The following is a 26894-nucleotide window of genomic DNA, read 5'->3' on the forward strand; positions in this document are numbered from 1 at the left end:
GGGGTGCCTACATGAGAGAGCAGATTACCCGTACCGAGGTGCACAGCCCGTCGGGACGGCTTTATTACATCGACGTGTCCGACGCGGGCTATGTGTGCGTCTACGACGCCAGCGGCCGCAGGATGCTGCGCGTGACCCTGAAGGGAATCAGCGCGAAGGCGATGGTGAAGCGGATTCGGGAGAACATCTCCACCGGTGCGCCGGCTTACCTGGCCGGCTGGCCCCCGAAGGACGTCGACCGGATCCTCACCCAGCACGCCATCGCCTGCGAGCGTTAGTCATACGGTCTGTCACGGGGCGCTGCCACAGGCGGCGCCCCGTCGGCATGCGGACGCCGGCGCCTCGTTCGCAAGTCTGCCCACGTGGGCCTTCGTGCCATTCTCCGAACCGGTATGGACAGTGTGCCGCCCTTCTTGCCAAAGATTCCCCCGTTCGGTACAATCACTACGGCAACTTTTGGGGGAGTGCCCCACGTCGTGAAAGGGGAATCGACGCGTATGGAGCGCAGCTTTGTCATGGTGAAGCCCGACGGCGTGCAGCGGGGCCTGGTGGGGGAGGTCATCAGTCGGTTCGAGCGGCGCGGCCTGAAGCTGGTCGCAGCCAAACTCATGCGGGTCTCGCGCGAACTGGCGGAGCAGCACTATGCGGAGTTGAAGGACAAGCCCTTCTTCCCGAGCCTGATCGAGTTCATCACCTCGGGCCCTGTCATGGCGATGGTCTGGGAGGGGCCGAACGCGATTGCCACCATCCGCAAGACCATGGGGGCAACCAACCCGGCCAACGCCGAACCCGGCACCATTCGGGCGGATTTCGCCTGCGACGTCTCCTTCAACGTCGTCCACGGCTCCGACGGCCCCGAGAACGCCGAGCGCGAGATCAAGCTGTGGTTCGGCGAGGTGGAGGAGTCGTACAGCCGGTCCGTAGACCGCTGGATCTTCCCCGAGGGCTGAGGCACCCAGCCCGCGCGCGACGGCGCTGGTGACCGCCGGTCACCAGCGCCACATGCTATGTCTTGCTCCCTTCGCACCTTACGGGTCGGATTTCTGGCTGCGCCGGCCGGGGATGATGAGCACCTGCCCCGGCGAGAGCTGATACGGCTCCGACAGCTTGTTGGCCTTGGCGATGGCCCCGGGCGAGGTCGCGAACTTCCGGGCCAGCCGCCAGAGGCTGTCGCCCCGCCGCACGGTGTAGACCGTCTGGGTCTCCCGGGGCAGGAGGGCGCAGGAAACGTACACATCCACCCAGCCGTCCCTGGTGGCCGCCACCAGTTCGCCCGCCGAGGTGGGCCTGGCGGCGACCAGCCCGCCCACGTAGAGGCGTCCCAGCTCCTCCAGCCGGCTCTCCCGTCCCACGGCCATGACCTGGTAGAGGTAGATCGTCTGCGCCCCGCTCGCGCCGGCAATGACCTCAGCCCGGCCGTCGTCGTTCACGTCGTCCAGACTGAGCGACCGGAAGTAGGCATTGGGGTAGAGTAGGGTCTGACAGAGGGCCACCAGCCCGCCGGGAGTCAGGGCGTAGAGCAGGACGTTGTCGCGGGTGCCCACCGCCACGGTGCCTGGCCCGCCCGGGTCAACCTGGCCGACGGCCAGGGAGAGCGCGTCCTTGGGCAGCCCTGCCTCTGCAAGCAGGGCGTAGGTGTCGCCCGTCCAGCGGTAGATCTTCAGCTCACGGCCGGCGCAGGCGACGATCTCGGGCGCACCGTCGAGGTCGACGTCGCCGGTGGTGACCAGCAGGAGCCGCCCGAGGCCGCCGCCCCGCCACCGCCTGTGGTACTGGTGCTCCGTTCCTCCTTCAGCGTGTGTCCCGTTCTCCGTCATCCGAGCCCCACCTCGCAGAGCATCCGTCGGGGCTCCCGGATGTTTCAGCCCCTGTAAGACCAGCTTATGTCACCAGAAAGGTGGGTGTGCGCATATGACGCAGAAGAAGGTTCGCCTGGCGATCATCGGCGGCACGGGGGTCTACGACCCGCGCATCCTCGATAACATCAGGGAGGAGGTCATCACCACCCCTTACGGGCAGGCCAAGGTGCGCATCGGCACCTACGCGGGGGAGGAGGTGGCCTTCATGGCCCGGCACGGGGTCGATCATTCCGTGCCCCCGCATCTCATCAACTACCGTGCCAACATCTACGCCCTGAAGATGCTGGGCGTTGAGCGGGTGGTCGCGACCACCGCCGTGGGTTCGTGCAACCGCGAGCTGAAGCCCGGCGATTTCGTCGTGGTGGACCAGTTCCTGGACTTCACCAAGGGCCGCGTCTGCACGTTCTTCGAGGGCGGCGAGGCCGGCGTGGTGCACACCGATGTCACCGAGCCCTACTGCCCGGAGCTGAGGCAGGTGCTGGTCGCCGCCGCGCAGGAGGTGGGCGTCGCCGCGCACCCCAGGGGCACCTATGTCTGCACCGAGGGCCCGCGCTTTGAGACCGCGGCGGAGATCCGCATGTTCGGCCAGCTTGGGGGCGACGTGGTGGGCATGACCAACGTGCCCGAGTCGGTGCTGGCCCGCGAGGCCGGGCTCTGCTATGCGACGGTGTCGATGGTGACCAACTACGGCGCGGGCATCTCGCCCACGTCGCTCACCCACGAGGAGGTCCTCGAGGTGATGGCGGCCAACAGCGAGAACCTGAAGAAGCTGCTCTTCGCCACCCTGAGGCAGATTCCCGTGCAGCGGGGGTGCGCCTGCCACAAGAACAACCCGGCCCTGAAGGTGTAGGAGGTGACCGAAGTGCAGAGCAAGGTTTCGGCCTCGACCCTGCGGGATCCCGCGCTGGCGCCGAGCGGGCATCAGAAGATCGACTGGGTGAAGGCGCACATGCCGATCCTGAATCAGCTGGAGCGGGAGCTTAGCCGCGAAAAACCCCTGGCGGGCCAGCGGGTGGCGATGTCGATCCACCTGGAGGCCAAAACGGCCTACATGGCCCTGGTCTTCGCCGCGGCCGGCGCGGAGGTCTTCCTCACCGGCTCCAACCCGCTCTCCACGCAGGACGACGTGGCGGCTGCCGCCGCCGAGCGCGGCGTGACGGTGCACGCCTGGCACGGGTCGACGCCCGAGGAGTACACCGAGCACCTGATCCGCACCCTGGAGGCGGCACGTCCCACCCTGCTGCTGGATGACGGCGGCGATCTCACCTACCTGCTGCACACCAGCCGGCAGGACCTGGCCGGGGACCTGATCGGCGGCTCGGAGGAGACCTCCACGGGGGTGCAGCGGCTCAGGGCCATGGAGGCCGACGGCGTGTTGCGCTTTCCCATGGTGGCGGTCAACAATGCCCGCATGAAGCACCTGTTCGACAACCGCTACGGCACGGGCCAGTCCACCATGGAGTCGATCATGCGCAACACCAACCTCTCCATCGCCGGCAAGCGCGTGGTGGTCGCCGGCTACGGCTGGTGCGGCAAGGGCGTGGCCATGCGGGCCAAGGGGCTCGGGGCGCGGGTGATCGTCTGCGAGGTCGACCCGGTTCTGGCCAACGAGGCGCTCATGGACGGGTTCGAGGTCATGCCGATGGCCCGGGCCGCAGCCCTGGGCGACATCTTCATCACGGTGACCGGCTGCGAGAAGGTGATCCGCCGCGAGCACTTCGAGGTGATGCGCGACGGCGCGATTCTGGCCAACGCCGGCCACTTCGACGTCGAGATCTACAAGCCCGACCTGGAGGCCTTCGGCGGCAGGCCGGTGCGGGTGCGGCCCAACGTCGACGCCTACACCGGCCATGACGGCCGCCGCCTCTACCTCATCGGCGAGGGGCGGCTGGCCAACCTGGCCGCGGGCGACGGCCACCCGGCGGAGGTCATGGACCTCTCCTTCGGCGTGCAGATCCTGACCCACCTCTGGCTCCTGGAGAACCGGGGGAAGCTGGAGAACCGGGTGATTCAGGTGCCGGCCGAGATCGACGTGCGCGTGGCCGAGACCCGGCTCCGGGCCCTGGGCGTCGAGATCGACCGGCTGACCCCCGAGCAGGAGCGGTACGTGCGGTCCTGGCAGGTGTAGGCCGTGGCACAGCTCTTCGTACCGCTGCAGGGGGCCTTCGGCCGGATTGCGGGATCCGGCGTGAACACGTACGGCGAGTCGCTGGAGCGGCCCCACTGGCAGGGGGCGGAGATCGGCCTCTGCGACACCCTGCCCGACGTGCTGGGCGCCGTGGCGGAGGCCGAGTACTACGAGTGGGTGATCGGCGCCCACCACCCGACCCACCGGGACGGCGGACCGGTCTGGTGCCGGTTCCTGGACCCGGACCGGGCGGTGCGGTCCGAGGCCCTGGAGGTGGCCTGGACCGCCGCCCAGGCGGCCCACCGGCTCGGCGCGCGCTATATCCTCTTTCACTTTCCGTGGCCGGCCCTGCAGATGCCCGGCGTGGACTACGCCGCCCTCGGCTGGTACTTCAAGGACGCCGACCCGATCCCCCTGGAGGCGTGGCCCCGTGAAGCGGAGCTCTACGAGTGGAGCCGCCAGTGCTTCGACCGGCTGGCGGAGCTGCAGGAGCGGGAGCGAATCCGCGTCGTGCTGGAGATTGACGGGCCGAACCCGTACTTCTTCGACGGCGAGCTGTACAGCCGGCTGTTCGAGGAGTTCCCCGAGCTCTCCCTCTGCATCGACACAGGCCGCCTGGGCCTCCTGGCCCGCACCCACGGGCAGGACCCGGTCAGCCTGGCCGAGCGCTGGCTGCCCTGGGCCCGGCACCTGCACCTGCACACATCGCTGTGGGATGCCGAGGGGCAGTTCCGGAGCCACCTGCCGACAAACGGCAGTCACACCCGGGATCGCTGGCCGCAGGTGACCCCCGCTGCCGACATCGCCCGCATGGTGGTGGAGGCGCACCCGCAGGCGGTCATCGTGCTGGAGCACGCCCCCCGGTCCGTGTCTCCCGACGAACTGGAAGCCGCCCATGAATGGGCAGCGACCCTGGTGAGGTAGAGCCCCTACAGGCCGGGCGAACACCCCCCCGACCGACCCGACAGGGCGTTTCCTATAGACCTTTGGTGCCATTTGCACCGGACGGGTCTATTGGTAACGTCAATAGTAACGGGTCGCTATCGGGGGGGTTCACGATGCGTAACCACCAGTGCACCTCAGATCAAGCAGCAGAGGTCCAGCGCGCCCTGGCCCGGTCGGAGGCCCGCCTGGCCAGTATGCTGGCGATCACACCCGCTGCGACCATCGCCCTCGATGCCGATCAGCGGATCGTCCTGTTCAACGAGATGGCGGAGAAGATCTTCGGTTGGACCCGGGAAGAGGTCCTGGGCCAGCCGCTGGACATCCTGCTGCCGCCCGGCACCGCGGCGCGGCATCGCAAGTTCGTCGCAGAGTTCGGACGGGGTCCCGTGAAGCAGCGCACCATGGCCGAGCGGCAGGAGCTGTCGGCCCGGCGGAAGTCAGGCGAGCTGTTTCCGGTGCAGATCGGCATTGCCCGGGTCTCCGTGGAGGACGAGACGCTGTATCTGGCCGTGGCACAGGACCTGACTGAGCGCAAGGAGACCGAGCGCCGGCTGAAGGCGAGCGAGGAGCGCTTCCGGCTGGCCTTCGAGCACGCCCCCATCGGCGTGGCCCTGCTCGACGCGCACGGCCGGATTCTCCAGGTCAACCGCGCGTTTTGCGCCATGCTGGGGTGCGACGCGGCGGAGCTGACCGGCCGGCCGCTGTCCCACTTGGCCCTGGAAGCCGATGCGCTGCCCGATCTCGCCGAACTGGCGACCGGCGGGGCGTGTGTGCCCTTGCGCCACCGGAGCGGCGGGACCATCTGGGCGGACCTGAGCTGCGCCGCCATGCACGGCCAGCAGGGCGAGGCCGCCTACATCCTCCAGGTGCAGGACGTCACCGACCGCAAGCGGTACGAGGAGGAACTGGTGCGTCTGGCCCTCGTCGATTCGCTCACCGACCTGGCCAACCGGCGGCGGTTCCAGCAGGTGCTGGAGGAGGCCCTCTCCCGGGCGCAGCGTACCGGCGCAGGCGGGGCGCTCTTCTTCATCGACCTCGATATGTTCAAGCACATCAACGATACCCTCGGCCATCAGGCCGGCGACGAGGTCCTGCGGCAGGTCGCCGCCCTCCTGCGGAGCGCAGTTCGTTTGGGCGACACCGCGGCCCGGCTGGGAGGCGACGAGTTCGCGATCGTGCTGCCCGGCGCAGACGGCCCGCTGGCGGCGCGGGTGGCCGACCGGCTGCTGGAGTCGATCCGGCAGAGCAGGTTCGCCAGCGAGGAGACCCCGGTGTCGCTCACGGCCAGCATCGGCATCGTGCTCTTCCCCGACCACGGCAGTTCGGTGAGCGAACTGCTGAGCAAGGCCGACATGGCGCTCTCCGAGGCCAAGGAGAGGGGGCGGGACAGCTGGGCCCTCTACACGCCCGACGGCCCCTGGCAGCGGCAGTTGGAGGCGCGGCTGCTCTGGAGGCGGCGCATCAGCCAGGCGCTGGAGCAGGACCGGTTCGTGCTGCACTATCAGCCGATTCTCGATCTCAGGCGCAACGTGGTCACGCACCACGAAGCGCTGCTGCGCATGGTGGGAGATGAAGGGGAGCTCATCTTCCCGGGAGAGTTCCTGGGCGTGGCGGAGCGGTTCGACCTGATTCAGCAGGTGGACCGCTGGGTGCTGGACACGGCGCTCCGGCAGCTGGCCAACCTGCGCCGGATGGGCCAGAGCCAGGTGCTGGAGGTCAACCTGTCGGGCCGGACCCTGATCGATCCGGACCTGCCGGGCATCATCCGCCGGGGCCTCTCCGACCGCGACGTGGACCCCGCGAGCCTCGTGCTGGAGATCACCGAGACGGCGGCCATCGGCGACCTGGAGCAGGCGGAGCGGTTCATTTGCGAGATGAAGGCGCTGGGGTGCCGCTTCGCCCTGGACGACGTGGGCGCAGGCTTTGCCTCGCTCTACTTCCTGAAGCGGCTGCCGGTGGACTACGTCAAGATCGACGGGGCGTTCATCCGGAACCTGGCCCACGACACCGCCGACCAGCACCTGGTGCGGGCCCTGGCGACCGTCTGCCGCGAGCTGGGCAAGCAGACCATCGCGGAGTTCGTCGATTCCCCCGAGAGCCTGCGGCTCGTGCGCGCGTACGGGGTCGACTACGCGCAGGGCTACCTGATCGGCCGCCCCGGCCCGGAGCTCTGCTCGACCGAGGCGCCGTGTCAGTGAGATGCCTGCCAGCGACACAGAATAGCCAGCACCTCGTGCTGGCTTCGTTTATTCATTGAAGCAGGAATCGTCGCAAGTGTGACGGAAGTAATCGCACAACTCGATCCGGGAGGGTTATTCACATGGAGTCTCTCGTGCTTTACGAGCTGCAGCTCTATGCACCGGTGGAGATTGCGGGCCAGAATCGGTGGGCCCACCTCGACACGGGCGCCACGCAGGACACCACCTTCGGCGTTTTCGATGGCGTGGAGGCGGGCGAGCAGGAGGTCACCATTCGCGGGGCCCTGGCGGAGGCCCGCCACCGCAAGGGACGGGTGAGCGACGTCCGCTTCCTCGGCGACTCGCTCGGCTCGCTGGAGGTGGTCGTCAGCGACGACCAGGAATTCTATGCGAACATGCCCTTTCCGGTCAGCATGCGGCTCGGGAGGGCCACGCTGCTTTCCCGCCCGCTGCTGCTGGATTTCAAGGCGCTACGCGTGGGCCGGGAGCCGCTGCCTGAGCACTACCCGCGGACGACGGTACCGCTGGAGCTGTTCCGGGGCATCATGCTGGTGGACGTGGAACTGGAGGGGCAGAAACTGCGGACGGCGGTGGACATCGGCGCGGCCATGTCTGTCGTGAACACCGCACGCCTGCCCCAGTGGCGGACACAGCCGGAGCAGGTTTACGAGGGTGAGCTCACAAACGCCACGGATACAAGCGCGTCGGTTTCCGTGTGCCTCACGCGGGGCCTCACGCTGGGCGGCCTCAGCCTCGGGGACTGTGAGCAGTTCATGGTGGACCTGAGCCGAGCCGAGGCGGGGCTGGGCACACGGATCGACATGGTGCTCGGCCTCAACACCCTCCTGGCCTCGTCCACCGTCTGGTACGTCAATCCGGAGGCCGGGAAGGTGGAGATCACCACCCGCGGCCTGCCGGTGTAAGCTTTCGCCCAGCCTCACGGCCTGCTGCGGCGGCCCCTAGCAGCCCCGTCCGCTCAGCCGCTCCTGCAGGATCTGGATCAGCTCAGCCGTCTGGGCCTTCCGGTTGCGGTCGCCCGTAAACGTGAGCGGCTCGCAGACCGTGATGGTGCGGGCCTCGCGGTCGATGTAGAGCGGGACGAACGGGATGTGCTTCCCCGTCGCCCGATGGTAGAACCGGTCCACGCTCAAGAACCCCTCGTACAGCTCCGACACCTCGCTGTCTGTGCTGGCGTAGTCCTTGTCGGGGAAGATGAGGAGGCTCTCGCCCCGCTTCAGCGCGGCCGTGCTCTCCCTGAAGGTGGTGATGATCTGGGCGGATCCCCGGTACACGGGGATGCAGCCGGCGGAACGGTACAGCGCCGAAAGGCCGATGGCCGCCAGCCAGGCGAGGGAAGTGGCCTTCCACCGGGGCCAGCCGTAGCGCGCGCCGAAGGTGATGTCCCGGAGGTGCCGGTAGCAGGCCTCCCGGTCGCGGAACTGATGAAGCCCCCACGTGCGCACGGGCACGGGGAGCCACAAGAGGTTCAGCACGATGCCGTAGATGTCGGCGTGGCGGCACAGGTAGACTGCGGGTTCCACCAGCCGCTCCGGGTGGACGATCGTATACCGCGGGGCCAGCGGACGGAGCACCGCCCGGCAGAACCGAAACAGCTTTCCGTAGAAAGACATCTTACGCTCCCTCGATTCCGCGGTGAGACTTGAAGAGCCAGCGCGGGTGAATCTGGTAGCCCACCACCGCGAGCACGATGTCGGCGACCAGCTTGATCCACACGGCCGTCCAGCTGGTGATCAGGTGCACGGCGAGCACCACCAGGTAGGAAGCGAGCATCTGCCCGGCCACCAGCAGGTAGTACTTGGCGGTGGCGTCGGTCATGCTCCGCTCGGTGCGCACACGGAGGAGCAAGTGCAGGAGCAGCCGGACGACCGAGCCGGCCGCGGCGCTCACAATGCTCGCGGCGAGCAGGCGGCTGCCCGGGGCCAGCGCCGCCAGCCAGACCAGATCCACCCAGGCAAACACAGCCAGCGTTGCCAGTGAGGCGAGCGCGCCCGCCAGCGCGTAGGCCCCCAGGTGGCTGATCAGGATCTTGAAGATAGGCCAGGAGTCGCGCAGGGTGTGGTAGTGCGTACTCGCGTTCTTGTTGAAGTAAAGCGTTTGAATCGGCATCTCCGCCATGGGGATGCCGCGCTTCATGGCCTGCACCAGGCAGTTGGTCTCATACTCAAAGCGATCGCCCGCGACCTCGGTCGCCCACTGCCAGAGGCTGATGGGCAGGGCCCTGAGCCCCGTCTGGGTGTCCCGCAGGTAGCGGCCGTAGAAGAGATGAAACGCGCCGCTGGTCAGTCGGTTGCCGAAGCGGCTGCGTGCGGGCACGATCTTCTGGTTGAAGTCGCGGATGCCCAGCACGTAGGCCTCGGGATTCTCGTGGGAGACCCGGGCCATGCCGCAGACATCCTCCACCGCGTGCTGGCCGTCCGCATCCACCATGATGACGCGCCGGTAGAGCCGCTGCCATCCCTCTTGCAGGCAGTGGCGCAGGGCCGTCTTCAGGGCCGCCCCCTTGCCGCGGTTCACCTCGTGGCGCAGCACCACGCAGCCCTTGAGCTCGGCCAGGCTCGCAAAGATAGAGCGGCAGGCGGGGCTGCTGCCGTCGTCCACCACCACGATCCGCTGGAACCCGCGCTCCAGAAGGGCCTGCACGTACTGCACCAGGGCGGGCGGAGGCTCCAGGGCCGGGATGATGATGATACTGCTGGCACTGTAGGGGCCTGCTGCTTCGGCAGAATTCAAGTCCGTTTCACTCTCCCGTTCACTTCGGGCTTCCCGTCGCCGCGAAAAGACTGTACAGACTACTATTCCGCCTGAACCACGGGCGTTCCTGCCTGTCCGCTCCCTGCCCCGGGGTTCTGGCTATCAGCATCCCCGAATCTGGGGGCCCCCGCGCGCACGCCGCACGGCTCTTGCCGCGCACGGACGGGTCAGATAAACTAATCCTGACATTGAACGGGCCCGCCGCGCCGGCCCGCTGACCGACGGACGAGGAGGAGTCATTCATGGAGCGGCTGATGATCGAGGGCGGAACAGTGCTTCCCATGACCGGACAGGCCGATGTGTACGAAAACGGAGTCGTTCTGGTCGAGTCGGGCCGGATCGTCTACGCAGGTCCCCGGGCCGGCGCCCCGTTTCTGCCGGGGGCCAGGCGCATCAACGCCGTGGGCAAGATCGTCATGCCCGGCATCGTCAACACGCACTGTCACGCCGCGATGACCCTCCTGCGGGGGTACGCCGACGACATGCGGCTGATGGACTGGCTGCAGACGAAGATCTGGCCGGCGGAGGCGAAGATGACCGCGGATGACGTGTACTGGGGAACGGCCCTGGCCGCCTACGAGATGCTCTCCGGCGGCATCACCACCTTCCTCGACATGTACTTCCCCGCGGACGCGGTGGCGCGGGCCATCGAGGCCACGGGCATCAGGGGCATCGTGGCCCGGGGCATCATCGCCGTCGGGGGTCCGTCTGAGGCGCTGTCCCGGCTGGATGAGAGCCGCGAGGCCTTCCACAGGTGGAACGGAAATGCGGGCGGCCGGATCACGTTCATGGTCGGGCCCCACGCGCCGTACACCTGCCCGCCCGATGCCCTGCTGGCCTGCGCGGAGCTGGCGGACGAGCTGGGCATCGGCATCCACATCCACCTCTCCGAGACGGCGGGCGAGGTGGAGGAGGCCCGCAGGCAGTGGGGGAAGAGCCCCATCCGGCACGTCTACGACCTGGGGCTGATGAAGGGCCGGCATGTGGTGGCGGCGCACTGCGTCCACGTCGACGATGATGACATCGCGATCCTGGCCGAGACCGGCACCGGCGTCTGCCACTGCCCGGTGTCGAATCTGAAGTTGGCCTCGGGCCGCACGCCGGTCAGCAAGATGCGGCGGAAGGGCGTTCCGGTTGGCTTCGGCACCGATGGCGCCTCCTCGGAAAACATGCTGCACATCCTGGGCTCCGAGATGCGCATCGGCGCCATCCAGGCGAAGGAACTGGAGGGGGATCCCGCGGTCTTCACCGCGTACGACGCGGTCGCCATGGCCACCATCGAGGCCGCCCGGGCGCTGGGAATGGAGGCCGAGATCGGCTCCCTGGAGCCGGGCAAGCGCGCGGACATCATCCTGATCGACACGGAGCGGCCGCACCTGACGCCGAACCACGACGTGTTCGCGCTGGTCGCCTACTCGGCCCTGCCCAGCGACGTCGTCACGACCATCGTCGACGGGCGCATCGTCTACGACAACGGCCGGCTGACGTATATGGACGGCCGGGAGATCATGGCCAAGGCCCGCGAGGCGGCGGCCCGGATCGTGAAGAGTTAAGATTCGCCGAAGGCATGCGGCAGAGGTGAGACACGTCATGGAATACCGCAATCTTGGCAGGAGCGGGCTGAAGGTCTCGCAGATGGCGCTGGGCACCAACGCGTTCGGCACCCGCAGCGACGAGGCGACGTCCATCAAGATCGTCCACGCGGCGCTGGATGCCGGCATCAACCTCATCGACACCGCCGACCTGTACGGGCAGGGCGAGTCCGAGCGCATCATCGGCCTGGCGCTGAAGGACCGGCGCTCCCGGGCCCTCATCGCCACCAAGTGCTGGTACCCCACCGGCGACGGGCCCAACGACCGGGGCACGTCCCGGAAGCACATCATGGATGCCGTCGACGCCTCGCTGCGCCGGCTCCAGACCGATTACATCGACCTCTACCAGGTGCACCACTGGGATCCGACGACCCCCATCGAGGAGACGATGCGGGCGCTGGAAGACCTGGTCCGCGCCGGTAAGGTGCGGTACATCGGCTGTTCCAACTTCTCCGGCTGGCAGATCGTCAAGGCCAACGCCGTGGCCGACCGCCATGGCTGGGCGCGTTTCATCTCCAACCAGCCCGAGTACTCGCCGGTCAACCGGCGCATCGAGCAGGAGGTGATCCCGGCCAGCCTGGCGGAGGGGGTGGGGCAGATCGTCTACTTCCCCCTGGCCGGCGGGCTGTTCACCGGCAAGTATCGCCGGGGTCAGGCGCCGCCCGAAGACTCCCGGGCCGCGAAGCAGGGTCAGCGCTTCGTCGACCGCTGGTTCACGGAGGCCAACTTCGACCTCATGGAGGCGATGGAGGGGGTTGCCCGTGAGGCCGGCGTCACGCTGGCGCAGCTCACCCTCGCGTGGGTGATGGCCCGCCCGGGCGTGACGTCCGCCATCGTCGGCGCCAGTCGGCCCGAACAGGTGGCGCAGAACGTCTCCGCCTGCGAGGTCGGGCTGCCGCAGGAGATCATGGACCGGGTGACGGCGCTCTCCGAGCCCTTCACCCGCTGAGGCTCGCCGCCGGCCGGCTTATTCTGAGCGCAGCCGGTGGAAGAGCGCCGCAAACAGGATCGTCGCGAACAGGAGGCCGCTCAGGCTGGTGAGCATGGCGAGCAGCTTGCCCAAAGGGCTTGTCGGAAGCACGTCGCCGTACCCGCCGGAGGCGAAGGTGAGCAGGGTGAAATAGGCCACGTCCAGGGCTGAGGCAGGCAGGCCGCGCCACTCGAACGTCTGGGGGAAGGCCAGCTGGGCCGACAGGTTCAGCAGCACCAGGTTCGACAGGGTGTTCAGCAGCCAGAGGCCCGTGGTCCGCACCTGTGCCACGGGGCCGGTGCGGCTGACGGGCGCGGACATGAGCTGGTACGCGCCGGTGTAGCTCTCCCAGAGCCCGACCGCCGCGGCCGCCGCGGCCAGACTGTACGCCCACCGCTCGGCCTCCGCCAGCAGCACGAGCAGCAGAAGGCTCAGCAGGGCCATGACGGCTGGGCGGACCAGCGTGTGGTTCAGGCGGTCGGCCCGGTCGGCCCCCAGCCAGAGCACCCCCGCCACCAGGCTGCCTGCCGCGGCCAATAGCAGCAGGTGACTCATCGTACATCCTCCTGCTGTTCCATACGCCCGTCCACCCCGCGATGATGCCGGGTGTACTAGCCCCCCTGCCCGCTGAATATCCCAGTGAGGGACAGGGGGGCGACGATCGATGCACAGCAGCCACTCGGGACGGCTGCCCGGCGGTAGGCAGATCTACGTTTTCCTGCTCTTTCTCGGCCTGTCGCTGCTATTGGGGGGAATTATGCGGAGCGGCTCGGGCGCGCTCTCCGGCCGGAGCGTGCCCGCTGCGGCGGGCCCGGACGGCGCTGCGGGCGCCGTGCCGGAGGCGGAGTCGGCTGCACGCCTGACCCCGCTCACGCAGACCGCGGCCATGGACGGCTTCGCCGCATGGTCGCCGGACGGCCGGGAGATCGCGTTCATGCGGGACGGGCAGATCCTCCTGACCGCGCCGCAGGGCAAACCGGTGCGGGTTTTGACCACCCAGCCAGGGGCGTGGGACGCCGGCCCGGTCTGGAGGCCAGACGGCGGGGCCCTGGCGTTTGTGCGCCTTTCCACCCGCGACAGCGGGGCCCAGATCATGCTGCACCCGCTCCCATCCGGCACAGCGGAACCCGACCCGCCCCGGGCGCCGGCCGGCGAAGCCCGGGCCCTCGCCGGCGAGACGGGGGCCATCGGCTACCTGGCCTGGCATCCAACGGGCGACAGCCTGTATTACACCACCGCCGACAGGATCGTGCGCATAGATGCGGCCAGCGGGCGGAAGGAGGAGATCTACCGGGCGCCCGATGGATGGGAACTTCTCTCGGGAGGTCTGGCCGTCACGCAGGACGGGCGGTGGCTGCTGTTCGGGGGCGGGCCCCGCACGGCCGGCGGAGTGGAGTACGAACTGTACCGGCTCCCGGCCGGCGGGGGTGAGCCCGAGCGGCTCACCAGCGGCGGCGGCATCATGCCCGGGCTGCACCCAGGGGGGCAGCTGGTGGCCTACCGGAACCCCCGCACCGAGACCGGCATCTACGTACTGGACCTCGCCACGAAGTCCGCACGCCGGGTGCTGCCGGACGACGCCAGGGCGATGTTCTTCCACCCGCAGTTCTCACCTGACGGCAAGAAGCTGCTGGTCTCCCGCCTCTGGCTGCTGCCTGCACAGCAGCGGGAGCGGGGCGGGTTCACGTCCAACATCTACGTGTACCAGTGGGAGTGAAGATGGGCGGCCCGCCGGCAGGGAAACGATGGCAGCAGGCGAAAACTAACGGCTGGGAGGTGGCGCGACGATGGTCAACGTTCACGACCATGCCCACAACCTGGCGCGTGCGCTGAAGCAGAGCCAGGAATACCGCAGTTTTCAGGCCGCCCGGGAGAAGATCAAGGGCAAGCCTGCCGCAGAGAAGATGATCGCCGACTTCCACACGCGCCAGATGGACCTGCAGGCCCAGGTGCTCCAGGGGAAGGAGCTGACCGAGGAGCAGAAGCAGGGGCTGGAGCAGCTCTACAACGTGCTCGTGCAGGACCTGGACATCCGCGACTACCTGATGGCCGAGCAGCGGCTCGCGACGCTGCTCCAGGATGTGTACAAGATCATCGGTGAGGCGGTGGACGTCGACCTGCCCTTCACCAAGTAGATCACCTTCAGAGCCGATGCAGGCCGGTGCGCCACTGCGCACTGGCCTGCCGCGTCACGACGCCGGACGATCCTTCACACTCCATCGGAGCCGGACAGGCCGCCGTGCGGGAGCACCACCTGCCCCTCGGTGAAGACGGGCAGGTGGGTCGTGGTGCCCAGCTGGGCGCAGAAGAGCAGGTCGTCCTGGAGCCCCAGCTTGACCAGGTTGCGCCCGTGGGAGGAAAGGTGCAGCAGGTCGGCCAGCCTGCCAGCGTAACGGCGGAACAGCTCGCGGGCCACCAGCCCCATGTCATTGGTCTCCACCGGCTGGCCCGGCCCCGCCATGAACTCCAGGATCGCCCCGGCGCACACGGTGTCCTCCAACGAGAACTGGTCGTGGGTGCCGGCGCAGCAGATGGCCGCGTCCATCTCGAGGCGCGCCAGTTCCCGGGCGACCGCCGGGGCGTTGAGCAGGCTGGCGATGTAGACCCGGTCAGCCCCTGCCGCGCGCCGGATGGCGCGGGTGCCGTTGGTGGTCGTGAACAGGATCGGCCGCCCTTTCACGCGCGCCTCGGTGTACTCCAGGGGCGAGTTGCCGAGGTTGAATCCGGGAATGATCACGGCCTTGCGCTCGCCGCCCAGGAGGAACTGCCTTTCCGGGTTGTCCCGCGCCACCTGGAAGGCTTCCTCCGGGGTAAGGATCGGCACCACGGTGTCGGCGCCGTTGGCCAGGGCCGTGCAGATGGTGGTCGTCGCCCGCAGCACGTCGATCACCACCGCAGCCTTGCCGGCCAGCTCCTCCGCAGGGGGGATGTTCAGTACGGTCGGATAGACGTCGGCACGCATGTTCTGGCCTCCCGCATGAGCAGATACTAAAATTATACACTTCCCGTGAGGGCGCGGATAGTTTTCCCGGACAGTACTCGCAGGCCTCCGCCGCGCATAGCCTCATCGGGGAGGTGTGTGTACATGCCCCGGTGGGCCCGCTTCCTGTCGTGCACCCTCACCGGCTCGCTGCTCGCCTTCGGCGGCGTTCTCCTGGCCGCCGGGGCGGTGGAGCGCCCGCCCCACTTCTGGCGGGCCTTTCAGGCCTTTGCCGTGACTCCGGCCTTCTGGACCCTGCTGCTGCTCTTCGTGCTGCTGGCCGCGGGCGCGGTCACCGCCGCGAGGGCCCTGGTCAACCTGTACGCGCTGCACCCTGTGGCCGCCGGCGCCATCGGCGGCGCGCTGCTGGCCGCGTGCTACATCGCGGCCCTGGTGTCCGGCCACATGCCGGGGTGGGGCGGCTGGGAGGGAACGCTGCCCCGGCTCTGGCCCGCGGCCGTCTGGATGGCCGCACCCATCTCCGCTGCCGGCGCCGCCGCCGGCTGGCTCTGGGAGCGGCTTGACTGAGCGCAGAGGAGTTGTATCGGGCGAACTCGAAACACTAACCGATGGGTATGCATGCAGAAAGGGGGTACAGCCCACATGGGGCTGCGCTCCTTCGTCGCGATAGACGTCGAGACGACCGGAACTTCGCCCGACCATGACGAACTGATCGAAGTGGCGGCCGTGCGCTTTGAAGACGGCCGTGAGACCGCGTGCATCTCGCAGTTGATCGACCCCGGCTGCCCGATTCCGCAGCGCATCCAGAACCTCACCGGCATCCACCCGGCCATGGTGGCGGGCAAGCCCCCCATCGAGGCGGTCGTGCCCGCCCTGGCCGAGCTGTTCGGGGACCTGCCGCTGGTGGCGCACAACGCCCCGTTCGACGTGGCGTTTCTGCAGGCAGCCTTCGCCCGGGCCGGCCGCAGCCTCCCCAACTGGAGCTACGACACGGCCGAACTGGCCCGCATCGCCCTGCCCCTTGCCCGGAACCACAGGCTGGCCACCCTGGCCCAGCTGCTGCAGCTGCCGCTGGAGCGGCACCACCGGGCTGAGGATGACGCCCGCGCGTGCGGCCGTCTCTTCGTCGCGCTGGTGGAACGGCTGGGGCAGATGGACATGGGCCTCCTGCAGTTCATCCTGGCAGTGGGCGAGCCCGCCGGCTGGTCGCTGGCGCCGCTCTTCCGGGCTGAGTTTGCCGCCCGGGAGGCCCGGGGCGAGCGGCCGCTCCCGGCAACCGAGTGGATCCGGCCCTTCGCGGGCCCGCTGCACCGGCCCGAGCACGAGTCGGAACCCGATGAGCCGGCGCCCATCGACCCCGCCCTCGTCCTGTCTGTGCTGGGCAGCGGCGGGGTCATCAGCGAGGCCATTCCCCATTACGAGCACCGGCCCCAGCAACTGGAACTGGCTGAGGCCGTCGCGCGCGCGTTCAACGACGGCGCCCACCTGCTCATGGAGGCCGGCACCGGGACCGGAAAGTCACTGGCCTACCTGGTGCCGGCCTTCGCCTGGGCCAAGGCGAACGGCGAGAAGGTCGCCATCTCCACCCACACGATCACCCTTCAGGAGCAGCTGTGGGAGAAGGACATCCCCTTCCTGCAGTCGGCCCTTTCCGGCACGCCGCTGGAAGGGGTGCAGGCGGCACTGGTGAAGGGGCGGAGCAACTACATCTGCCTGCGCAAGTGGGAGGAGGCCGCCATCGGGGCGGACTTCCTGACCTCCCTGGAGGAGCGCCGGTTCATGATCCGCCTGGCGGGCTGGCTGGCCGAGACGCAGACCGGCGACCGGTCCGAGCTGAACCTGGCGGGCGAGGACGAGCGGTTCTGGCGCACCGTGCAGTCGGAGACGGAGACCTGCCTCGGCCCCAAGTGCAAGTGGTTCCGCCACCACTGCTTCGCCTTCCGCGCCAGGCGCCGGGCGAAGGATGCGCAGGTGCTCGTCCTCAACCACGCGCTGCTGTTCGCCGACATCGCGACCGGCAACCAGATCCTGCCGCCCTTCCGGCAGCTGATCATCGACGAGGCGCACCACCTGGAGGCGGTGGCCACGCAGAACCTCGGCGTCAACCTGGAGAGCTGGGACATCACCGGCGCGCTGCTCGTCCTGTTCCGCTCTCCGGGCCAGGGGCTCCTGCCGCAGCTCAGGCGCAAGCTGCCCAGAGGCGAGGCGATCCCCGCCAGGCCGCCCGTGGGGCTGCCGCACGAGGACCTCATCGACAAGCTGGTGGGCCTCATCCAGCACTGCCGGGCCGCCGCCGACGAGCTCTTCCGGCTCTGCGCCGAACTGGTGGAAGCCCGGGGCGGAAGCGACGAGGAGGGGGGAACCCGGACCCTCAGGCTGACCGACGCCGTCCGCACCGGGCCGCTGTGGGAAGCCCTGGACCAGGCGCGCGCCAACGCCGTGCACCGGCTGGGCACGCTGGCGGCCGGGCTGACCCTCCTGGCCGAGGCCGTGGAAATGCGTGAGCCGCCGTTCGCAGACGCAGACGCGCTGTTAGTTGACATACAGAAGCAGAATGGTATTCTTATTCAAAGTACCAAAGCGATTGACTGTGTGCTTCTGGAGCCGGGCGAGGGAGACGTGACCTGGATAGAGGCGGCCCAGCGGGGAGAACGGCTGCGGGTGGCCTTGCGGTCTGCCCCGATCAACGTCGGCGACGTGCTGCGTGCCGAGCTGTTCGGCCGGCTCCGCTCGGTGATCATGACCTCGGCGACGCTCGCCGTGGGCGGCAGCTTCGGCCACCTGAAGCAGCGGCTGGGCCTCAGCGGCCTGCCGCCGGACCGGCTGCGGGAGGGGGTGCTCTCCTCGCCGTTCGCCTACCGGGAGCAGGCCCTGCTGTTGGTGCCGGAGGATCTGCCCAGCCCGAAGGACGGAAGCGGCTTCACCGAGGCGGTGACCGAGTTCCTGCGGCGCTTCCTGCCCCGGGCCGGGGGCCGCACGCTGGTGCTCTTCACCAGCCATCGGCAGCTCCGCCAGGTCTATAATTCACTGAAAGAGGAGCTGGAAGGCGAGGGGCTGCTGCTCCTGGGGCAGGGGCTCGACGGCTCGCGCAGCCGGCTCGTGGCGGAGTTCCGGGATGGGGAGCGGACCGTGCTCTTCGGTTCGGCCTCCTTCTGGGAGGGGGTCGACATCCCCGGGGAGGGGCTTACCTCCGTCATCCTGGTGCGGCTGCCGTTCAACCCGCCGGACGACCCGGTGATGGAGGCCCGCATTGAGGATCTGGATCGCCGGGGCCTCTCCAGCTTCGTGCACCTGAGCCTGCCCCAGGCGGTCATCCGCTTCAAGCAGGGCTTCGGACGGCTGATCCGAACCCGGCACGACCGCGGCGTGGTCATTGTGTTGGATAATCGGCTCTCGCCGCGGGTCACCCGCTACGGGCTGCAGTTCCTGCGGTCGCTGCCCAATCCGGCCGTCTTCCGCGGCAGCTCGGAGGAGGTGCTCCGCAGGGCCATGGCGTGGCTCAATCTGGCTGACGAGGGGTAGGCGCAGCCGGAGAGACTACACAAGTACACATGACAGGCGGAAGGAGTAGACGGATGGCGCTGGTCCTCCTGACCAACGACGACGGGATTTTCGCTCCCGGCATCAACGCACTTCGTGCCCGCATGGAGAAGATCCCCGGCCTGCAGGTCTGGGCGGTGGCGCCCGACCGGGAGCGGTCTGCCAGCGGGCACGCGATCACGATGTACCGCCCGCTCTTTCCGGTGCGGGTCGACATCCCCGGGGCCGTGGCCCCGTGCATCTCGGTGACGGGCACGCCGGCCGATTCGGCGAAGCTGGCCATCGAGGCCATCCTCCCCCGGCGGCCCGACCTGGTCATCTCGGGGATCAACCGCGGCGCAAACCTGGGAACGGATATCTTCTACTCCGGCACGGTGGCCGCGGCCCTGGAGGGACCCATTCTGGGGGTGCCCGCGATCGCGGTTTCCCTCGATTCGCTGACGTCGCAGGACTACTCGGTGGCGGCCGACTTCACCGCCGAACTGGCCCTGAAGGTGCTGCAAGAGGGGCTGCCCGAGGGAACGCTGCTGAACGTGAACGTGCCCGCGCTTCCCCGCAGTGAGATCAAGGGGGTGCGGGTGACCAAGGTGGGGCGGCGGGTCTACCGCGATCAGTGGGTCCGCCGGGTGCACCCCCGCGGCCAGGAGTACTACTGGCTGGCCGGCGAACTGGCGGAGATCACCAACGACCGTCAGTCCGACGTCGCGGCGGTCGAGGAAGGCTACATCTCGGTCACGCCGGTCCATCTCGACCTCACGCGCTACGACCAGATCGAGCGGCTCCGCGGGTGGGAGCTCTCGCTCTGAGGCGGACTGTGCGCACACCGCTGTTATCATGTATTCTTATAAGAGAGTAGTGTTCGGCATGAGACGACCTATTGTCGCCCGTGAAGGATGGCCGTTTGTCGGCACGCTCGCCGTGCTTGCTCTTCTCTCCCTGATGCTTCACTGGGGCCCGGCCCTGATTCTGGCGGCGCTGGCCCTGTTTGTGGCCTGGTTCTTCCGCGATCCCGAGCGGCCGGTTCCGCAGGAGGACGGCCTCGTGGTCTCGCCCGCCGACGGGCGCGTCATGTTCGTCCGCGAGGTGGAGGAGCCGCGGTTCGTCGGCGGACGCGCGGTCATGGTCTCGATCTTCCTGTCCGTGTTTGACGTGCACATCAACCGCGCGCCCGTCGCAGGCGAGGTCGCATACCGTGAGTACGTGCCGGGCAAGTTCCTGGCCGCCTGGGACGATTCGGTGGGCGAGGTGAACGAGCGCGCCTACCTGGGCCTGGTGACGGAGGCGGGCCAGCGGGTGCTGGTGAGCCAGGTGGCCGGGCTGGTGGCCCGGCGGATCGTGACCTGGCCCTCGGTGGGCGACCGGCTGGACCGCGGCGAGCGGTTCGGGTTGATCCGTTTCGGCTCCTGTACGCAAGTTTGGCTTCCGCCGGGGAGCGAGGTGCTCGTGCGGCCGGGCGACCGGGTCGCGGGCGGCGAAACGGTGATAGGGAGGCTTCCATAGTGAACGGTAATTCTGCCAGACAGCGGTATCGGCTGCGGTGGCGCGTGCGCGCCGTCCGGGGGGGAGACTGGTTCCGGGAAAGGGGGCAGAAGGGCCTCTCCAGCCTTCCGCACCTCTTCACCCTGGCCAACCTTTCGTTCGGCATCGGGAGTCTCCTCCTGACCATGGACGGTCAGTTTCGGTCAGCCTCGCTCATGGTGGTCGGTTCCCTGATCGCCGACGGCCTGGACGGCCGGCTGGCCCGATTGATGAAGGCCGACGGCGCCTTCGGCCGCGAGCTCGACTCCCTGGCCGACGTGGTCTCGTTCGGCGTCGCCCCGGCGGTGCTGCTCTACCAGATGGGGCTGCGCGATCTCGGCTACCTGGGGCTTGCCGTGACGCTGTTCTTCCCCCTGTGCGGTGCCCTGCGCCTGGCGCGGTTCAACATCCTCAACATCGAGGGCTACTTCCTCGGCGTGCCGATCACCGCTGCGGGCACCCTGCTTTCCACCATGGCCTTCTACTTCCAGCAGGAAACCACAGCACCGCCCCCGCCGCACGTCATCCCCGCCGTCATGGTCATCCTGGGGTATCTCATGACGTCGTCCATTCCGTACCCCGACTTCAAGAAGCGGCCCAGGGGCGCGGGCATCCAGTTCTGGCCGGTGGTCGGGCCGGTGCTGGCCCTGGCCGGGCTGCTCTACGCCGCCGGGTGGAACCCGTGGGTCGTCATCCTCATGCCGCTCACGGCCTACGTGGTGCTGGGCCCGTGGCTCGTCGTGCTCCGGAAGTGGGACGAGAAGGTGCAGCCCTGGCTGGCCACAGTCACCCGGCGCTGATTGGCCGACTCCGTTCGCTCAGCCTGGCCCCGCCATCTGGCGGGGCCTTTGCATACCCCTTGTCCGGCACCCGTATACATGGGTCAAGCCGTGGGAGGGGAGAGGTGAACGGAAGTGCGCGGAGCGGACAGCGGTGAGTCGCTGCTTGACGTGGGCGCGCTGGCGTCGGGCGTGCTCTGGGGCGTAATGCTCATGGTGGTCAGCGCGCTGGTGCTGGGTGTGCTGGACTTCCGCTACCCGCCGGAGCCCCAGGCCGAGGCGGCCCGCACCCTGGTCGTGCAGGGTGTCGCCGCGGCGCTGGCCGGGCTCCGTGCCGCCTGGGTGGCGGGGCGCGGCGGGTTTCTGCACGGGCTGGCGGCCGGCGTCGCACTGATCGCAGCCGTCACGGTGCTCATCGGCATCTTCCGGGACCTCCCCGGCATCGTCGGCCTGGCGAGGGGGCTGCTGCTGGGGGCCGGCGCCGGCGCCGCAGCCGGGATCGCGGCCGTCAACGTGGCGCGGCGGTGAGCAGCGCCGGGTTTACAAAACATGCGCACGGGGCAGACTTTCTGGCTGAGAGAAGCTGGAAGGGAGGAGCGCCCCGTGAAGAGCTCCGCATGGGTGGCCACCACATCTGCGACGCTGGCGGTCGTGGCGCTGCTGGTGGCGCTGCCAACCACTGCGGCCGCCTTCCGGTCCCCGTCTGCCGGACCCCTGGCGGCGGTGGTCAGCGAGCGTGCACTGCGCCACGGCGACCGCGGCCCGGCGGTCGCCCAGCTGCAGGACCTGCTCCGTCAGAGCGGCTTCGACCCCGGTCCGGTGGACGGGATCTTCGGCCCCCTCACCGAGGCGGCCGTCATCGCCGCCCAGCGCCATTTCGGGCTGGAGGTGGACGGGCTGGCGGGCCGCATGACCGTCGGCGCCCTGGAGGGGGCGAGGTCGCAGGCGCCCTCGCCGGCCGCGGCGGTGCAGCGGGAGGCGCCGGGTGCGGTTCGGCGGGAGTGGCCGCAGCCGTCCGAAACGGGTCTCAGAATCTACGACGCGGTGGTGGCAGCGGCCGACCGGCAGGAGGCACCGGCCGGCGGCGCAGCGGCTGCGCTGACCTTCCACCACCTGCCCGCGCCTGAAGCGCTCAGTGCGCTGCTGCAGCACCTGGCGGCGCACGATGCCCGGGCGACCTTCTTCGTCACCGGAACCGAGGCCGAACTCCGGGCGGCGGACCTGCAGCGCATCCAGGCCGCGGGCCACGACGTGGGCAGCCTCGGCTACCGCGAGGTAGACCTGCGCAACCTGCCGCACTGGGCGGTGCGCGCGGAGCTGCGGAAGGCCAGGGAGGCCGTGGCGAAGGCCACGGGCGCGCCGCCGGAGCTGTTCCGGCCGCCCCTCGGCCGCTTTGACCGGCAGCTCGTGCGCCTCGCGGAGGAGGAGGGGATGCGAATGGTCCTGTGGTCCAACGCCGTCGCACCGGCCGGCGTCAACGGAAGCCCTGACCGGCTGGCCGCCCACGTCCTGCGGGCGCTGCACCCGGGCGCAATGCTGATGATCCCGCTGGATGTGCCCGGTGGGGTGGAAGCGGCGCACCGGGTGCTGCAGGGCATGACGGAGGCCCGCTATCGCACGCAGCCTCCGCTCTCGGGCCATTACGACACGAAATGACAGGATTCGCCATCTTTGTCGACCGATTTCTGTCAACACTGGGCAGGAATGGGGGAGGAGCGGGTCAAATATAGGGGGGCAGCAGGCTCATTTCCGGGAGGAAACGGCAATGACGGAAGCTGCTACCTCTGGGTCCGCACGGATGCGCGGCATCGGTCTGCTGACAGACCTGGCAGCCCTTCCCTGGCATGAGCGTCCGCCCCTGGGCTGGGCGGCCGCTGCGCTCTCCCTGGTCACCGGACGGGTAGGACGGGCCCTCAGTCGGTGCCGAAAGCTCGTGGAAGCGCAGCCCGAGCGGCTGGATCTGAGAGCGCGCCTGGCCGTCATGCTGTTGCATGCCGGCGCCGAGTGCGAGTTGCAGGCGGCCGTGGACCACCTGGCGCCGGCGGTCAAGCGCGATCCCGAACATCCCCACCTGCGGCGGTGGCTGGCCGAGGCGCTGGTGAGGAGCGGCATGCCTGAGGCCGCCATCGCGCACCTCGACGTCGGGCTGCGGCTGAATCCCGACATGCCTGAACTCTGGGTCACCAAGGGGCGGACCCTACTGGTCCTCGGGCGAACGGAAGAGGCCCTGGTGTTCATCGACGGCGCGCTGGCCGGGCGGCCGCGCAGCGGCGCTCTGTGGAATCTGCGGGGACTCTGCCTGAATGAGCTGGGCAGGCTGCAGGAGGCGGCAGAGGCCTACCGCAGGGCCGCCAGGCTGCTGCGCACCGACGGAGCGGTGTGGGCCAACCTGGGGCTGGTTCTGCAGAAGACCGGCGAGACCGCGGAGGCCCTGCGGGCGCTCCTGAGGGCCGTTCGGCTCAGGCCCGCAGACCCCACGCTGCTGAACAACGTGGGCTATACCCTGCTTCGGGCCGGGCGCACGCGGGAGGCCATTGAATCGTACCGGCAGGCCAGCGCCCTGGAACCGGATTCACCCCTTACCCTGGGCAACCTGGCGGCGGCGCTCTTCGAGGGCGGCATGGCGGCCGAGGCCACCAGGCTGCTGGACGCCGCCCTGCAGAAGGCTCCGGGCGATCCGACCCTGCTGAACAACAAGGGGCACCTGCTCATGAAGGCGGGGCAGTTCCGTGAGGCCCTGGAGTGTTTCGACGAGGCCCTGAGGCGGGCGCCGGACGACCCCGCGGCCCTGGCCAACCAGGCCGCCTGCTACTTCGCGCTCGGGCGCTATGAGCAGGCCCTGAGCGCCTACCGACTGGCCGTGGCCACCGAGCCGGACAACAAGCAGCACCTGTGGTCCATCGGCGCGTGCCTGGAGCGGCTCGGGCGGGCCGAGGAGGCCCTGCAGACGTACAATCAGGCCCTTGGCGCGTAACCGGAACAGGCCGGCTGGAATGCCGGCCTGTTCATCTATGTCATCGGCGGGGTGCGCGCCCCCCCGCCTGGGTGGGCGCCCCGCTACTTCAGGGTAGCGGAGCCTTCAGCGAGGGCCTGCTCGGCGTACTTCAGCATCACCTTCACCATGCGGCCGCCGATGCGGCCCCCGATGTGTCCACATGCGCGTGAGCTCATCTGGGGCCAGCCGTGCTGCACGATCTGTTCGGTAAGGCCTGCCTGTTCGGCAACCTCCCACTTGAAGCGGTCCAGGAGCTCATGCGGTAAAACTCGGCCGGTGGGCGTGAACTTTGCCACGGAGCACCACCTCCTGCGGTTTTACGCTGTTAGTGTTCGGCGCGGTCGCCGTCGTTATGTCTACCAATCCGCGGCATCACAGGATACGTAAAACCAATGACGAAGGAGCAGCCGAACGTTTTGTCGAATGAGTATCCAGTTTTGCCTACCCCCGGGAAGAGCGTGGTGCGAGGAGGTCCAGAAGTTGTCAGCTCGCCCGCTTCTCACACTCGATATCGGCACCCGCAAGGTCGCCGGGCTCGTCACTGCCCCCGGCCCGAGGGGACTGAAGATTATTGCCGCGGAGGTCATGGAGCACGCCACCCGCGCCATGCACGACGGTCAGATTCACGACGTCGCCGCCGTGGCCGAGGCGGTCACGCGCGTGGTCGGGCGGCTGGAAAAGCGCACCGGCGAACCGTTGCGTGAGGTGGCCGTGGCCGCCGCGGGGCGCGCCCTCCGTACGGTGCGGGGCCGCGCCGAACGGCAGCTGTCGGGACTGACGCAGCTTACTGCCGACGAGGTCTTCAGCCTGGAGCTCGAGGCGGTGCAGGCCGCGCAGGGGGCGCTCAGCGAGGTGCTCCGCGAGGGCGAGCGGCCGCAGGACTATCACTACGTCGGCCATTCCGTGACACGCAGCCTCCTGGACGGCTTCTCCCTGGCCAACCTGGTGGGTCAGCGGGGTACCGTCGCGGAGGTCGAGGTCATCGCCACCTTCCTGCCCAGGGGTGTCATCGACTCGCTGCAGTCTGTGCTGGAGACCTGCGGGCTGGAGATGATCGCCCTCACGCTGGAGCCCATCGCGGCCCTGAGCGTGGCGGTTCCCGACTCCATGCGCCACCTCAACCTGGCCCTGGTGGACATCGGCGCGGGCACCTCCGACATCGCCCTCACCGCCCGGGGCGCCGTCCTGGCGTACGATATGGTGCCCATCGCCGGCGACGAGATCACCGAGGCGCTCTCCGAAACCTTCCTGCTGGACTTCAACGTCGGCGAGGCGGTCAAGCGCAAGACCGGGACGTCGGATGTGCTGCGCTTCACCGACATCCTCGGCCAGACGCTGGTCAAGGAGCGGCACGAGCTGGTCGAGGCGATGCAGCCCGCCGCCCGGCGGCTGGCGGGGCAGATCGCCCGGCGGATTCTCGCCCTGAACGGAGGTGAGCCGCCGCAGGCCGTCCTGCTGGTGGGCGGCGGTTCGCTCACGCCGGGCCTGCCGGAATACGTGGCGGCCGAACTGGGCCTGCCCGCTCAGCGAGTCGCCGTGCGGGGCCGCGACGCGATCCGGGGCGTGGAGGGGGCCCGGAGCCTGCTGAAGGGGCCGGATGCCATCACGCCCATCGGCATCGCCGTGGCCGCGCGGGACCACTCCACCCTGGGATTTTCATATGTCTACGTGAACAGCGGCGGGGTACGGCTGTTCCGCCCCGGCCGGCTGACCGTGGCAGACGCGCTGCTGGCCGCCGGGATTTCCATCCGTGAGCTGCAGGGAACCGTTGGCAAGGGGTTGACGATCACCGTCAACGGGGAGCTGCGCATGGTGCCCGGGACCTTCGGCCGCCCCGCCCGCATCCTGCTCAACGGCGAACCGGCGGGGCTGGACACGCCGGTTCAGCACCACGACCGCATCGACGTGGAGCCGGGCACTCCCGGCGAACCCGGGCGCGCCACGGTCGCCGAGGTCGCGCCTGAGGCCGTCTGCCAGCTCACCGTGGTCCTGAACGGCACGCAACACACCCTCTCCCCGCTGGTGACCGTGAACGGCGAGCCTGGAGAGCCGGACCGGGAGCTGGCGGACAACGACGTGGTGGTCGTGCGGCCGCTCCGCACCGTGGAGGATGCGCTGACCGCCCTCGGCTACGCCGACCTGTCGACAGCCGAAGTAATTCGGTATACACTGAATGGAAAGCCGGGTTCCGTCCTGTGGCCGCGCTATGTGCTTGCCATCAACGGCGCGCCGGCAGAGCCCGACGCTCTGGAGGCGCCGGTGCAGTCCGGCGACCGGTTTGAGATCCGCGACAACCCGCCTCTGACCGCCGGCGAGCTCGTAGAGCGGCTCGGCGCGGGCGCAGAGGTGCGCGTTCGCCTGAACGGCGAGGTGTACGCGGTGCCGGCCGGCAGTCTGCGGGTGGTGCGCAACGGCGTCCTCGCCGGTCCGGCCGATGCGCTCCGGGAGGGCGATGAGATTGTGATCACCACCAGCGAGGAGCCGCCAATCTTTGCCAACCTGCTCGTTGCGGCCGGGGTGACGGCCACGCCGCCCCCCGGAAAGCGGCAGCTCGTGATGCGCCTCAACGGGCGCGAAGCGGAGTTCATCACCCCGATCTCTGAGGGTGACGACGCAGAGATCGAATGGATCTGACGGGAATCTGCGCCGCCCGCCGC

General features: G+C 69.0%; 26 protein-coding genes. 20 read left to right on the plus strand and 6 right to left on the minus strand.

All coding sequences use genetic code 11. The features are described 5' to 3' along the window. Positions 1-11: 11 nt before the first annotated feature. Positions 12-278 (plus strand): hypothetical protein, encoded by a 267-nt coding sequence (locus ACZ45O_RS04945; RefSeq protein WP_464856140.1) that lies wholly within the window; start codon positions 12-14, stop codon positions 276-278. Between the two features lie 219 nt (positions 279-497). Beyond that, complete coding sequence (ndk, locus tag ACZ45O_RS04950) at positions 498-950, plus strand: nucleoside-diphosphate kinase (protein ID WP_464856142.1); 453 nt, start codon at positions 498-500, stop codon at positions 948-950. 78 nt (positions 951-1028) lie between these two features. On the opposite strand, the gene ACZ45O_RS04955 is transcribed toward ndk, so the two are convergent. Further along, on the minus strand, positions 1029-1817 hold the full coding sequence (locus tag ACZ45O_RS04955; RefSeq protein WP_464856144.1) for a LysM peptidoglycan-binding domain-containing protein: 789 nt from the start codon (positions 1815-1817) through the stop codon (positions 1029-1031). A 94-nt stretch (positions 1818-1911) separates the two neighbouring features. On the opposite strand from ACZ45O_RS04955, the gene mtnP reads away from it, so the two are divergent. The 5 genes from mtnP to ACZ45O_RS04980 all read left to right on the plus strand — a co-directional run bounded on the left by mtnP (position 1912) and on the right by ACZ45O_RS04980 (position 8053). Further along, positions 1912-2709, plus strand: a complete 798-nt coding sequence (gene mtnP, locus ACZ45O_RS04960; RefSeq protein ID WP_464856146.1) for an S-methyl-5'-thioadenosine phosphorylase — start codon at positions 1912-1914, stop codon at positions 2707-2709. Between the two features lie 12 nt (positions 2710-2721). Then, positions 2722-3987, plus strand: a complete 1266-nt coding sequence (locus tag ACZ45O_RS04965) for an adenosylhomocysteinase (protein ID WP_464856148.1) — start codon at positions 2722-2724, stop codon at positions 3985-3987. 3 nt (positions 3988-3990) lie between these two features. Beyond that, positions 3991-4911, plus strand: coding sequence for a sugar phosphate isomerase/epimerase family protein (locus ACZ45O_RS04970; RefSeq protein ID WP_464856150.1), 921 nt, complete (start codon positions 3991-3993; stop codon positions 4909-4911). A 134-nt stretch (positions 4912-5045) separates the two neighbouring features. After that, positions 5046-7130 carry a putative bifunctional diguanylate cyclase/phosphodiesterase gene (locus ACZ45O_RS04975; RefSeq protein WP_464856152.1) on the plus strand — a complete coding sequence of 695 codons (2085 nt, stop codon included), beginning with the start codon at positions 5046-5048 and terminating at the stop codon, positions 7128-7130. 122 nt (positions 7131-7252) lie between these two features. Further along, positions 7253-8053 carry a hypothetical protein gene (locus ACZ45O_RS04980; RefSeq protein WP_464856154.1) on the plus strand — a complete coding sequence of 267 codons (801 nt, stop codon included), beginning with the start codon at positions 7253-7255 and terminating at the stop codon, positions 8051-8053. Between the two features lie 36 nt (positions 8054-8089). On the opposite strand, the gene ACZ45O_RS04985 is transcribed toward ACZ45O_RS04980, so the two are convergent. Together ACZ45O_RS04985 and ACZ45O_RS04990 are read right to left on the minus strand one after the other, a co-directional pair. After that, positions 8090-8761 carry a hypothetical protein gene (locus ACZ45O_RS04985; protein ID WP_464856156.1) on the minus strand — a complete coding sequence of 224 codons (672 nt, stop codon included), beginning with the start codon at positions 8759-8761 and terminating at the stop codon, positions 8090-8092. Position 8762: 1 nt separating this feature from the next. Then, a complete protein-coding gene (locus ACZ45O_RS04990) occupies positions 8763-9881 on the minus strand; it encodes a glycosyltransferase family 2 protein (protein ID WP_464856158.1) in 1119 nt (372 codons plus the stop codon). A 263-nt stretch (positions 9882-10144) separates the two neighbouring features. Here ACZ45O_RS04990 and ACZ45O_RS04995 point away from each other — a divergent pair, with 263 nt between their 5' ends. Both ACZ45O_RS04995 and ACZ45O_RS05000 read left to right on the plus strand, forming a co-directional pair. Beyond that, positions 10145-11455, plus strand: a complete 1311-nt coding sequence (locus ACZ45O_RS04995; protein ID WP_464856159.1) for an amidohydrolase family protein — start codon at positions 10145-10147, stop codon at positions 11453-11455. Between the two features lie 37 nt (positions 11456-11492). Beyond that, on the plus strand, positions 11493-12443 hold the full coding sequence (locus ACZ45O_RS05000) for an aldo/keto reductase (RefSeq protein WP_464856161.1): 951 nt from the start codon (positions 11493-11495) through the stop codon (positions 12441-12443). An 18-nt stretch (positions 12444-12461) separates the two neighbouring features. Here the strand turns inward: ACZ45O_RS05000 and ACZ45O_RS05005 are convergent, their stop codons facing one another. Continuing rightward, positions 12462-13019: a potassium channel family protein gene (locus ACZ45O_RS05005; RefSeq protein ID WP_464856163.1), complete on the minus strand. Its 558-nt coding sequence runs from the start codon at positions 13017-13019 to the stop codon at positions 12462-12464. Positions 13020-13128: 109 nt separating this feature from the next. On the opposite strand from ACZ45O_RS05005, the gene ACZ45O_RS05010 reads away from it, so the two are divergent. After that, complete coding sequence (locus ACZ45O_RS05010) at positions 13129-14181, plus strand: TolB family protein (RefSeq protein ID WP_464856165.1); 1053 nt, start codon at positions 13129-13131, stop codon at positions 14179-14181. A 70-nt stretch (positions 14182-14251) separates the two neighbouring features. Further along, positions 14252-14599, plus strand: coding sequence for a YlbF/YmcA family competence regulator (locus tag ACZ45O_RS05015; RefSeq protein ID WP_464856167.1), 348 nt, complete (start codon positions 14252-14254; stop codon positions 14597-14599). Positions 14600-14673: 74 nt separating this feature from the next. On the opposite strand, the gene ACZ45O_RS05020 is transcribed toward ACZ45O_RS05015, so the two are convergent. After that, the gene (locus ACZ45O_RS05020) at positions 14674-15426 is read right to left on the minus strand and encodes a 2-phosphosulfolactate phosphatase (RefSeq protein ID WP_464856169.1); all 753 of its coding nucleotides are present in this window, start codon (positions 15424-15426) and stop codon (positions 14674-14676) included. Positions 15427-15549: 123 nt separating this feature from the next. On the opposite strand from ACZ45O_RS05020, the gene ACZ45O_RS05025 reads away from it, so the two are divergent. The 8 genes from ACZ45O_RS05025 to ACZ45O_RS05060 all read left to right on the plus strand — a co-directional run bounded on the left by ACZ45O_RS05025 (position 15550) and on the right by ACZ45O_RS05060 (position 24216). Beyond that, entirely contained in the window at positions 15550-15972 is a 423-nt protein-coding gene (locus ACZ45O_RS05025; protein ID WP_464856171.1) for a hypothetical protein, read from the plus strand. Between the two features lie 75 nt (positions 15973-16047). Then, a complete protein-coding gene (locus ACZ45O_RS05030) occupies positions 16048-18927 on the plus strand; it encodes a helicase C-terminal domain-containing protein (RefSeq protein ID WP_464856173.1) in 2880 nt (959 codons plus the stop codon). A 53-nt stretch (positions 18928-18980) separates the two neighbouring features. After that, a complete protein-coding gene (gene surE / locus ACZ45O_RS05035; protein ID WP_464856175.1) occupies positions 18981-19751 on the plus strand; it encodes a 5'/3'-nucleotidase SurE in 771 nt (256 codons plus the stop codon). Positions 19752-19809: 58 nt separating this feature from the next. Next, positions 19810-20445 carry a phosphatidylserine decarboxylase family protein gene (locus ACZ45O_RS05040; RefSeq protein ID WP_464856177.1) on the plus strand — a complete coding sequence of 212 codons (636 nt, stop codon included), beginning with the start codon at positions 19810-19812 and terminating at the stop codon, positions 20443-20445. Continuing rightward, complete coding sequence (pssA, locus tag ACZ45O_RS05045; protein WP_464856179.1) at positions 20445-21263, plus strand: CDP-diacylglycerol--serine O-phosphatidyltransferase; 819 nt, start codon at positions 20445-20447, stop codon at positions 21261-21263. The genes ACZ45O_RS05040 and pssA overlap by 1 nt, the downstream gene beginning before the upstream one ends. Before the next feature lie 114 nt (positions 21264-21377). Beyond that, positions 21378-21770 (plus strand): TIGR04086 family membrane protein, encoded by a 393-nt coding sequence (locus ACZ45O_RS05050; protein ID WP_464856181.1) that lies wholly within the window; start codon positions 21378-21380, stop codon positions 21768-21770. Between the two features lie 75 nt (positions 21771-21845). Next, positions 21846-22898, plus strand: coding sequence for a polysaccharide deacetylase family protein (locus ACZ45O_RS05055; RefSeq protein WP_464856183.1), 1053 nt, complete (start codon positions 21846-21848; stop codon positions 22896-22898). Between the two features lie 142 nt (positions 22899-23040). Continuing rightward, on the plus strand, positions 23041-24216 hold the full coding sequence (locus ACZ45O_RS05060) for a tetratricopeptide repeat protein (RefSeq protein ID WP_464856185.1): 1176 nt from the start codon (positions 23041-23043) through the stop codon (positions 24214-24216). A gap of 83 nt (positions 24217-24299) precedes the next feature. Here the strand turns inward: ACZ45O_RS05060 and ACZ45O_RS05065 are convergent, their stop codons facing one another. Next, complete coding sequence (locus tag ACZ45O_RS05065) at positions 24300-24533, minus strand: small, acid-soluble spore protein, alpha/beta type (protein ID WP_464856187.1); 234 nt, start codon at positions 24531-24533, stop codon at positions 24300-24302. A 184-nt stretch (positions 24534-24717) separates the two neighbouring features. On the opposite strand from ACZ45O_RS05065, the gene ACZ45O_RS05070 reads away from it, so the two are divergent. Continuing rightward, positions 24718-26871: a cell division protein FtsA gene (locus tag ACZ45O_RS05070; protein ID WP_464856189.1), complete on the plus strand. Its 2154-nt coding sequence runs from the start codon at positions 24718-24720 to the stop codon at positions 26869-26871. Positions 26872-26894: the final 23 nt, after the last annotated feature.

Source organism: Symbiobacterium turbinis (assembly GCF_055383075.1).

Excerpts from the sequence above, each read along its gene's own strand:
- ACZ45O_RS05005 (WP_464856163.1), bottom strand. The coding sequence starts at position 13,019 with ATGAGTCACCTGCTGCTATTGGCCGCGGCAGGCAGCCTGGTGGCGGGG.
- ACZ45O_RS05015 (WP_464856167.1), top strand. The coding sequence starts at position 14,252 with ATGGTCAACGTTCACGACCATGCCCACAACCTGGCGCGTGCGCTGAAG.
- ACZ45O_RS04980 (WP_464856154.1), top strand. The coding sequence starts at position 7,253 with ATGGAGTCTCTCGTGCTTTACGAGCTGCAGCTCTATGCACCGGTGGAG.
- ACZ45O_RS04975 (WP_464856152.1), top strand. The coding sequence starts at position 5,046 with ATGCGTAACCACCAGTGCACCTCAGATCAAGCAGCAGAGGTCCAGCGC.
- ACZ45O_RS04995 (WP_464856159.1), top strand. The coding sequence starts at position 10,145 with ATGGAGCGGCTGATGATCGAGGGCGGAACAGTGCTTCCCATGACCGGA.
- ACZ45O_RS05030 (WP_464856173.1), top strand. The coding sequence starts at position 16,048 with ATGGGGCTGCGCTCCTTCGTCGCGATAGACGTCGAGACGACCGGAACT.
- ACZ45O_RS05000 (WP_464856161.1), top strand. The coding sequence starts at position 11,493 with ATGGAATACCGCAATCTTGGCAGGAGCGGGCTGAAGGTCTCGCAGATG.
- ACZ45O_RS05060 (WP_464856185.1), top strand. The coding sequence starts at position 23,041 with ATGCGCGGCATCGGTCTGCTGACAGACCTGGCAGCCCTTCCCTGGCAT.
- ACZ45O_RS04945 (WP_464856140.1), top strand. The coding sequence starts at position 12 with ATGAGAGAGCAGATTACCCGTACCGAGGTGCACAGCCCGTCGGGACGG.
- ACZ45O_RS05025 (WP_464856171.1), top strand. The coding sequence starts at position 15,550 with ATGCCCCGGTGGGCCCGCTTCCTGTCGTGCACCCTCACCGGCTCGCTG.
- surE (WP_464856175.1), top strand. The coding sequence starts at position 18,981 with ATGGCGCTGGTCCTCCTGACCAACGACGACGGGATTTTCGCTCCCGGC.
- ACZ45O_RS05040 (WP_464856177.1), top strand. The coding sequence starts at position 19,810 with ATGAGACGACCTATTGTCGCCCGTGAAGGATGGCCGTTTGTCGGCACG.
- ndk (WP_464856142.1), top strand. The coding sequence starts at position 498 with ATGGAGCGCAGCTTTGTCATGGTGAAGCCCGACGGCGTGCAGCGGGGC.
- ACZ45O_RS04985 (WP_464856156.1), bottom strand. The coding sequence starts at position 8,761 with ATGTCTTTCTACGGAAAGCTGTTTCGGTTCTGCCGGGCGGTGCTCCGT.
- mtnP (WP_464856146.1), top strand. The coding sequence starts at position 1,912 with ATGACGCAGAAGAAGGTTCGCCTGGCGATCATCGGCGGCACGGGGGTC.
- ACZ45O_RS04955 (WP_464856144.1), bottom strand. The coding sequence starts at position 1,817 with ATGACGGAGAACGGGACACACGCTGAAGGAGGAACGGAGCACCAGTAC.
- ACZ45O_RS05020 (WP_464856169.1), bottom strand. The coding sequence starts at position 15,426 with ATGCGTGCCGACGTCTATCCGACCGTACTGAACATCCCCCCTGCGGAG.
- ACZ45O_RS05010 (WP_464856165.1), top strand. The coding sequence starts at position 13,129 with ATGCACAGCAGCCACTCGGGACGGCTGCCCGGCGGTAGGCAGATCTAC.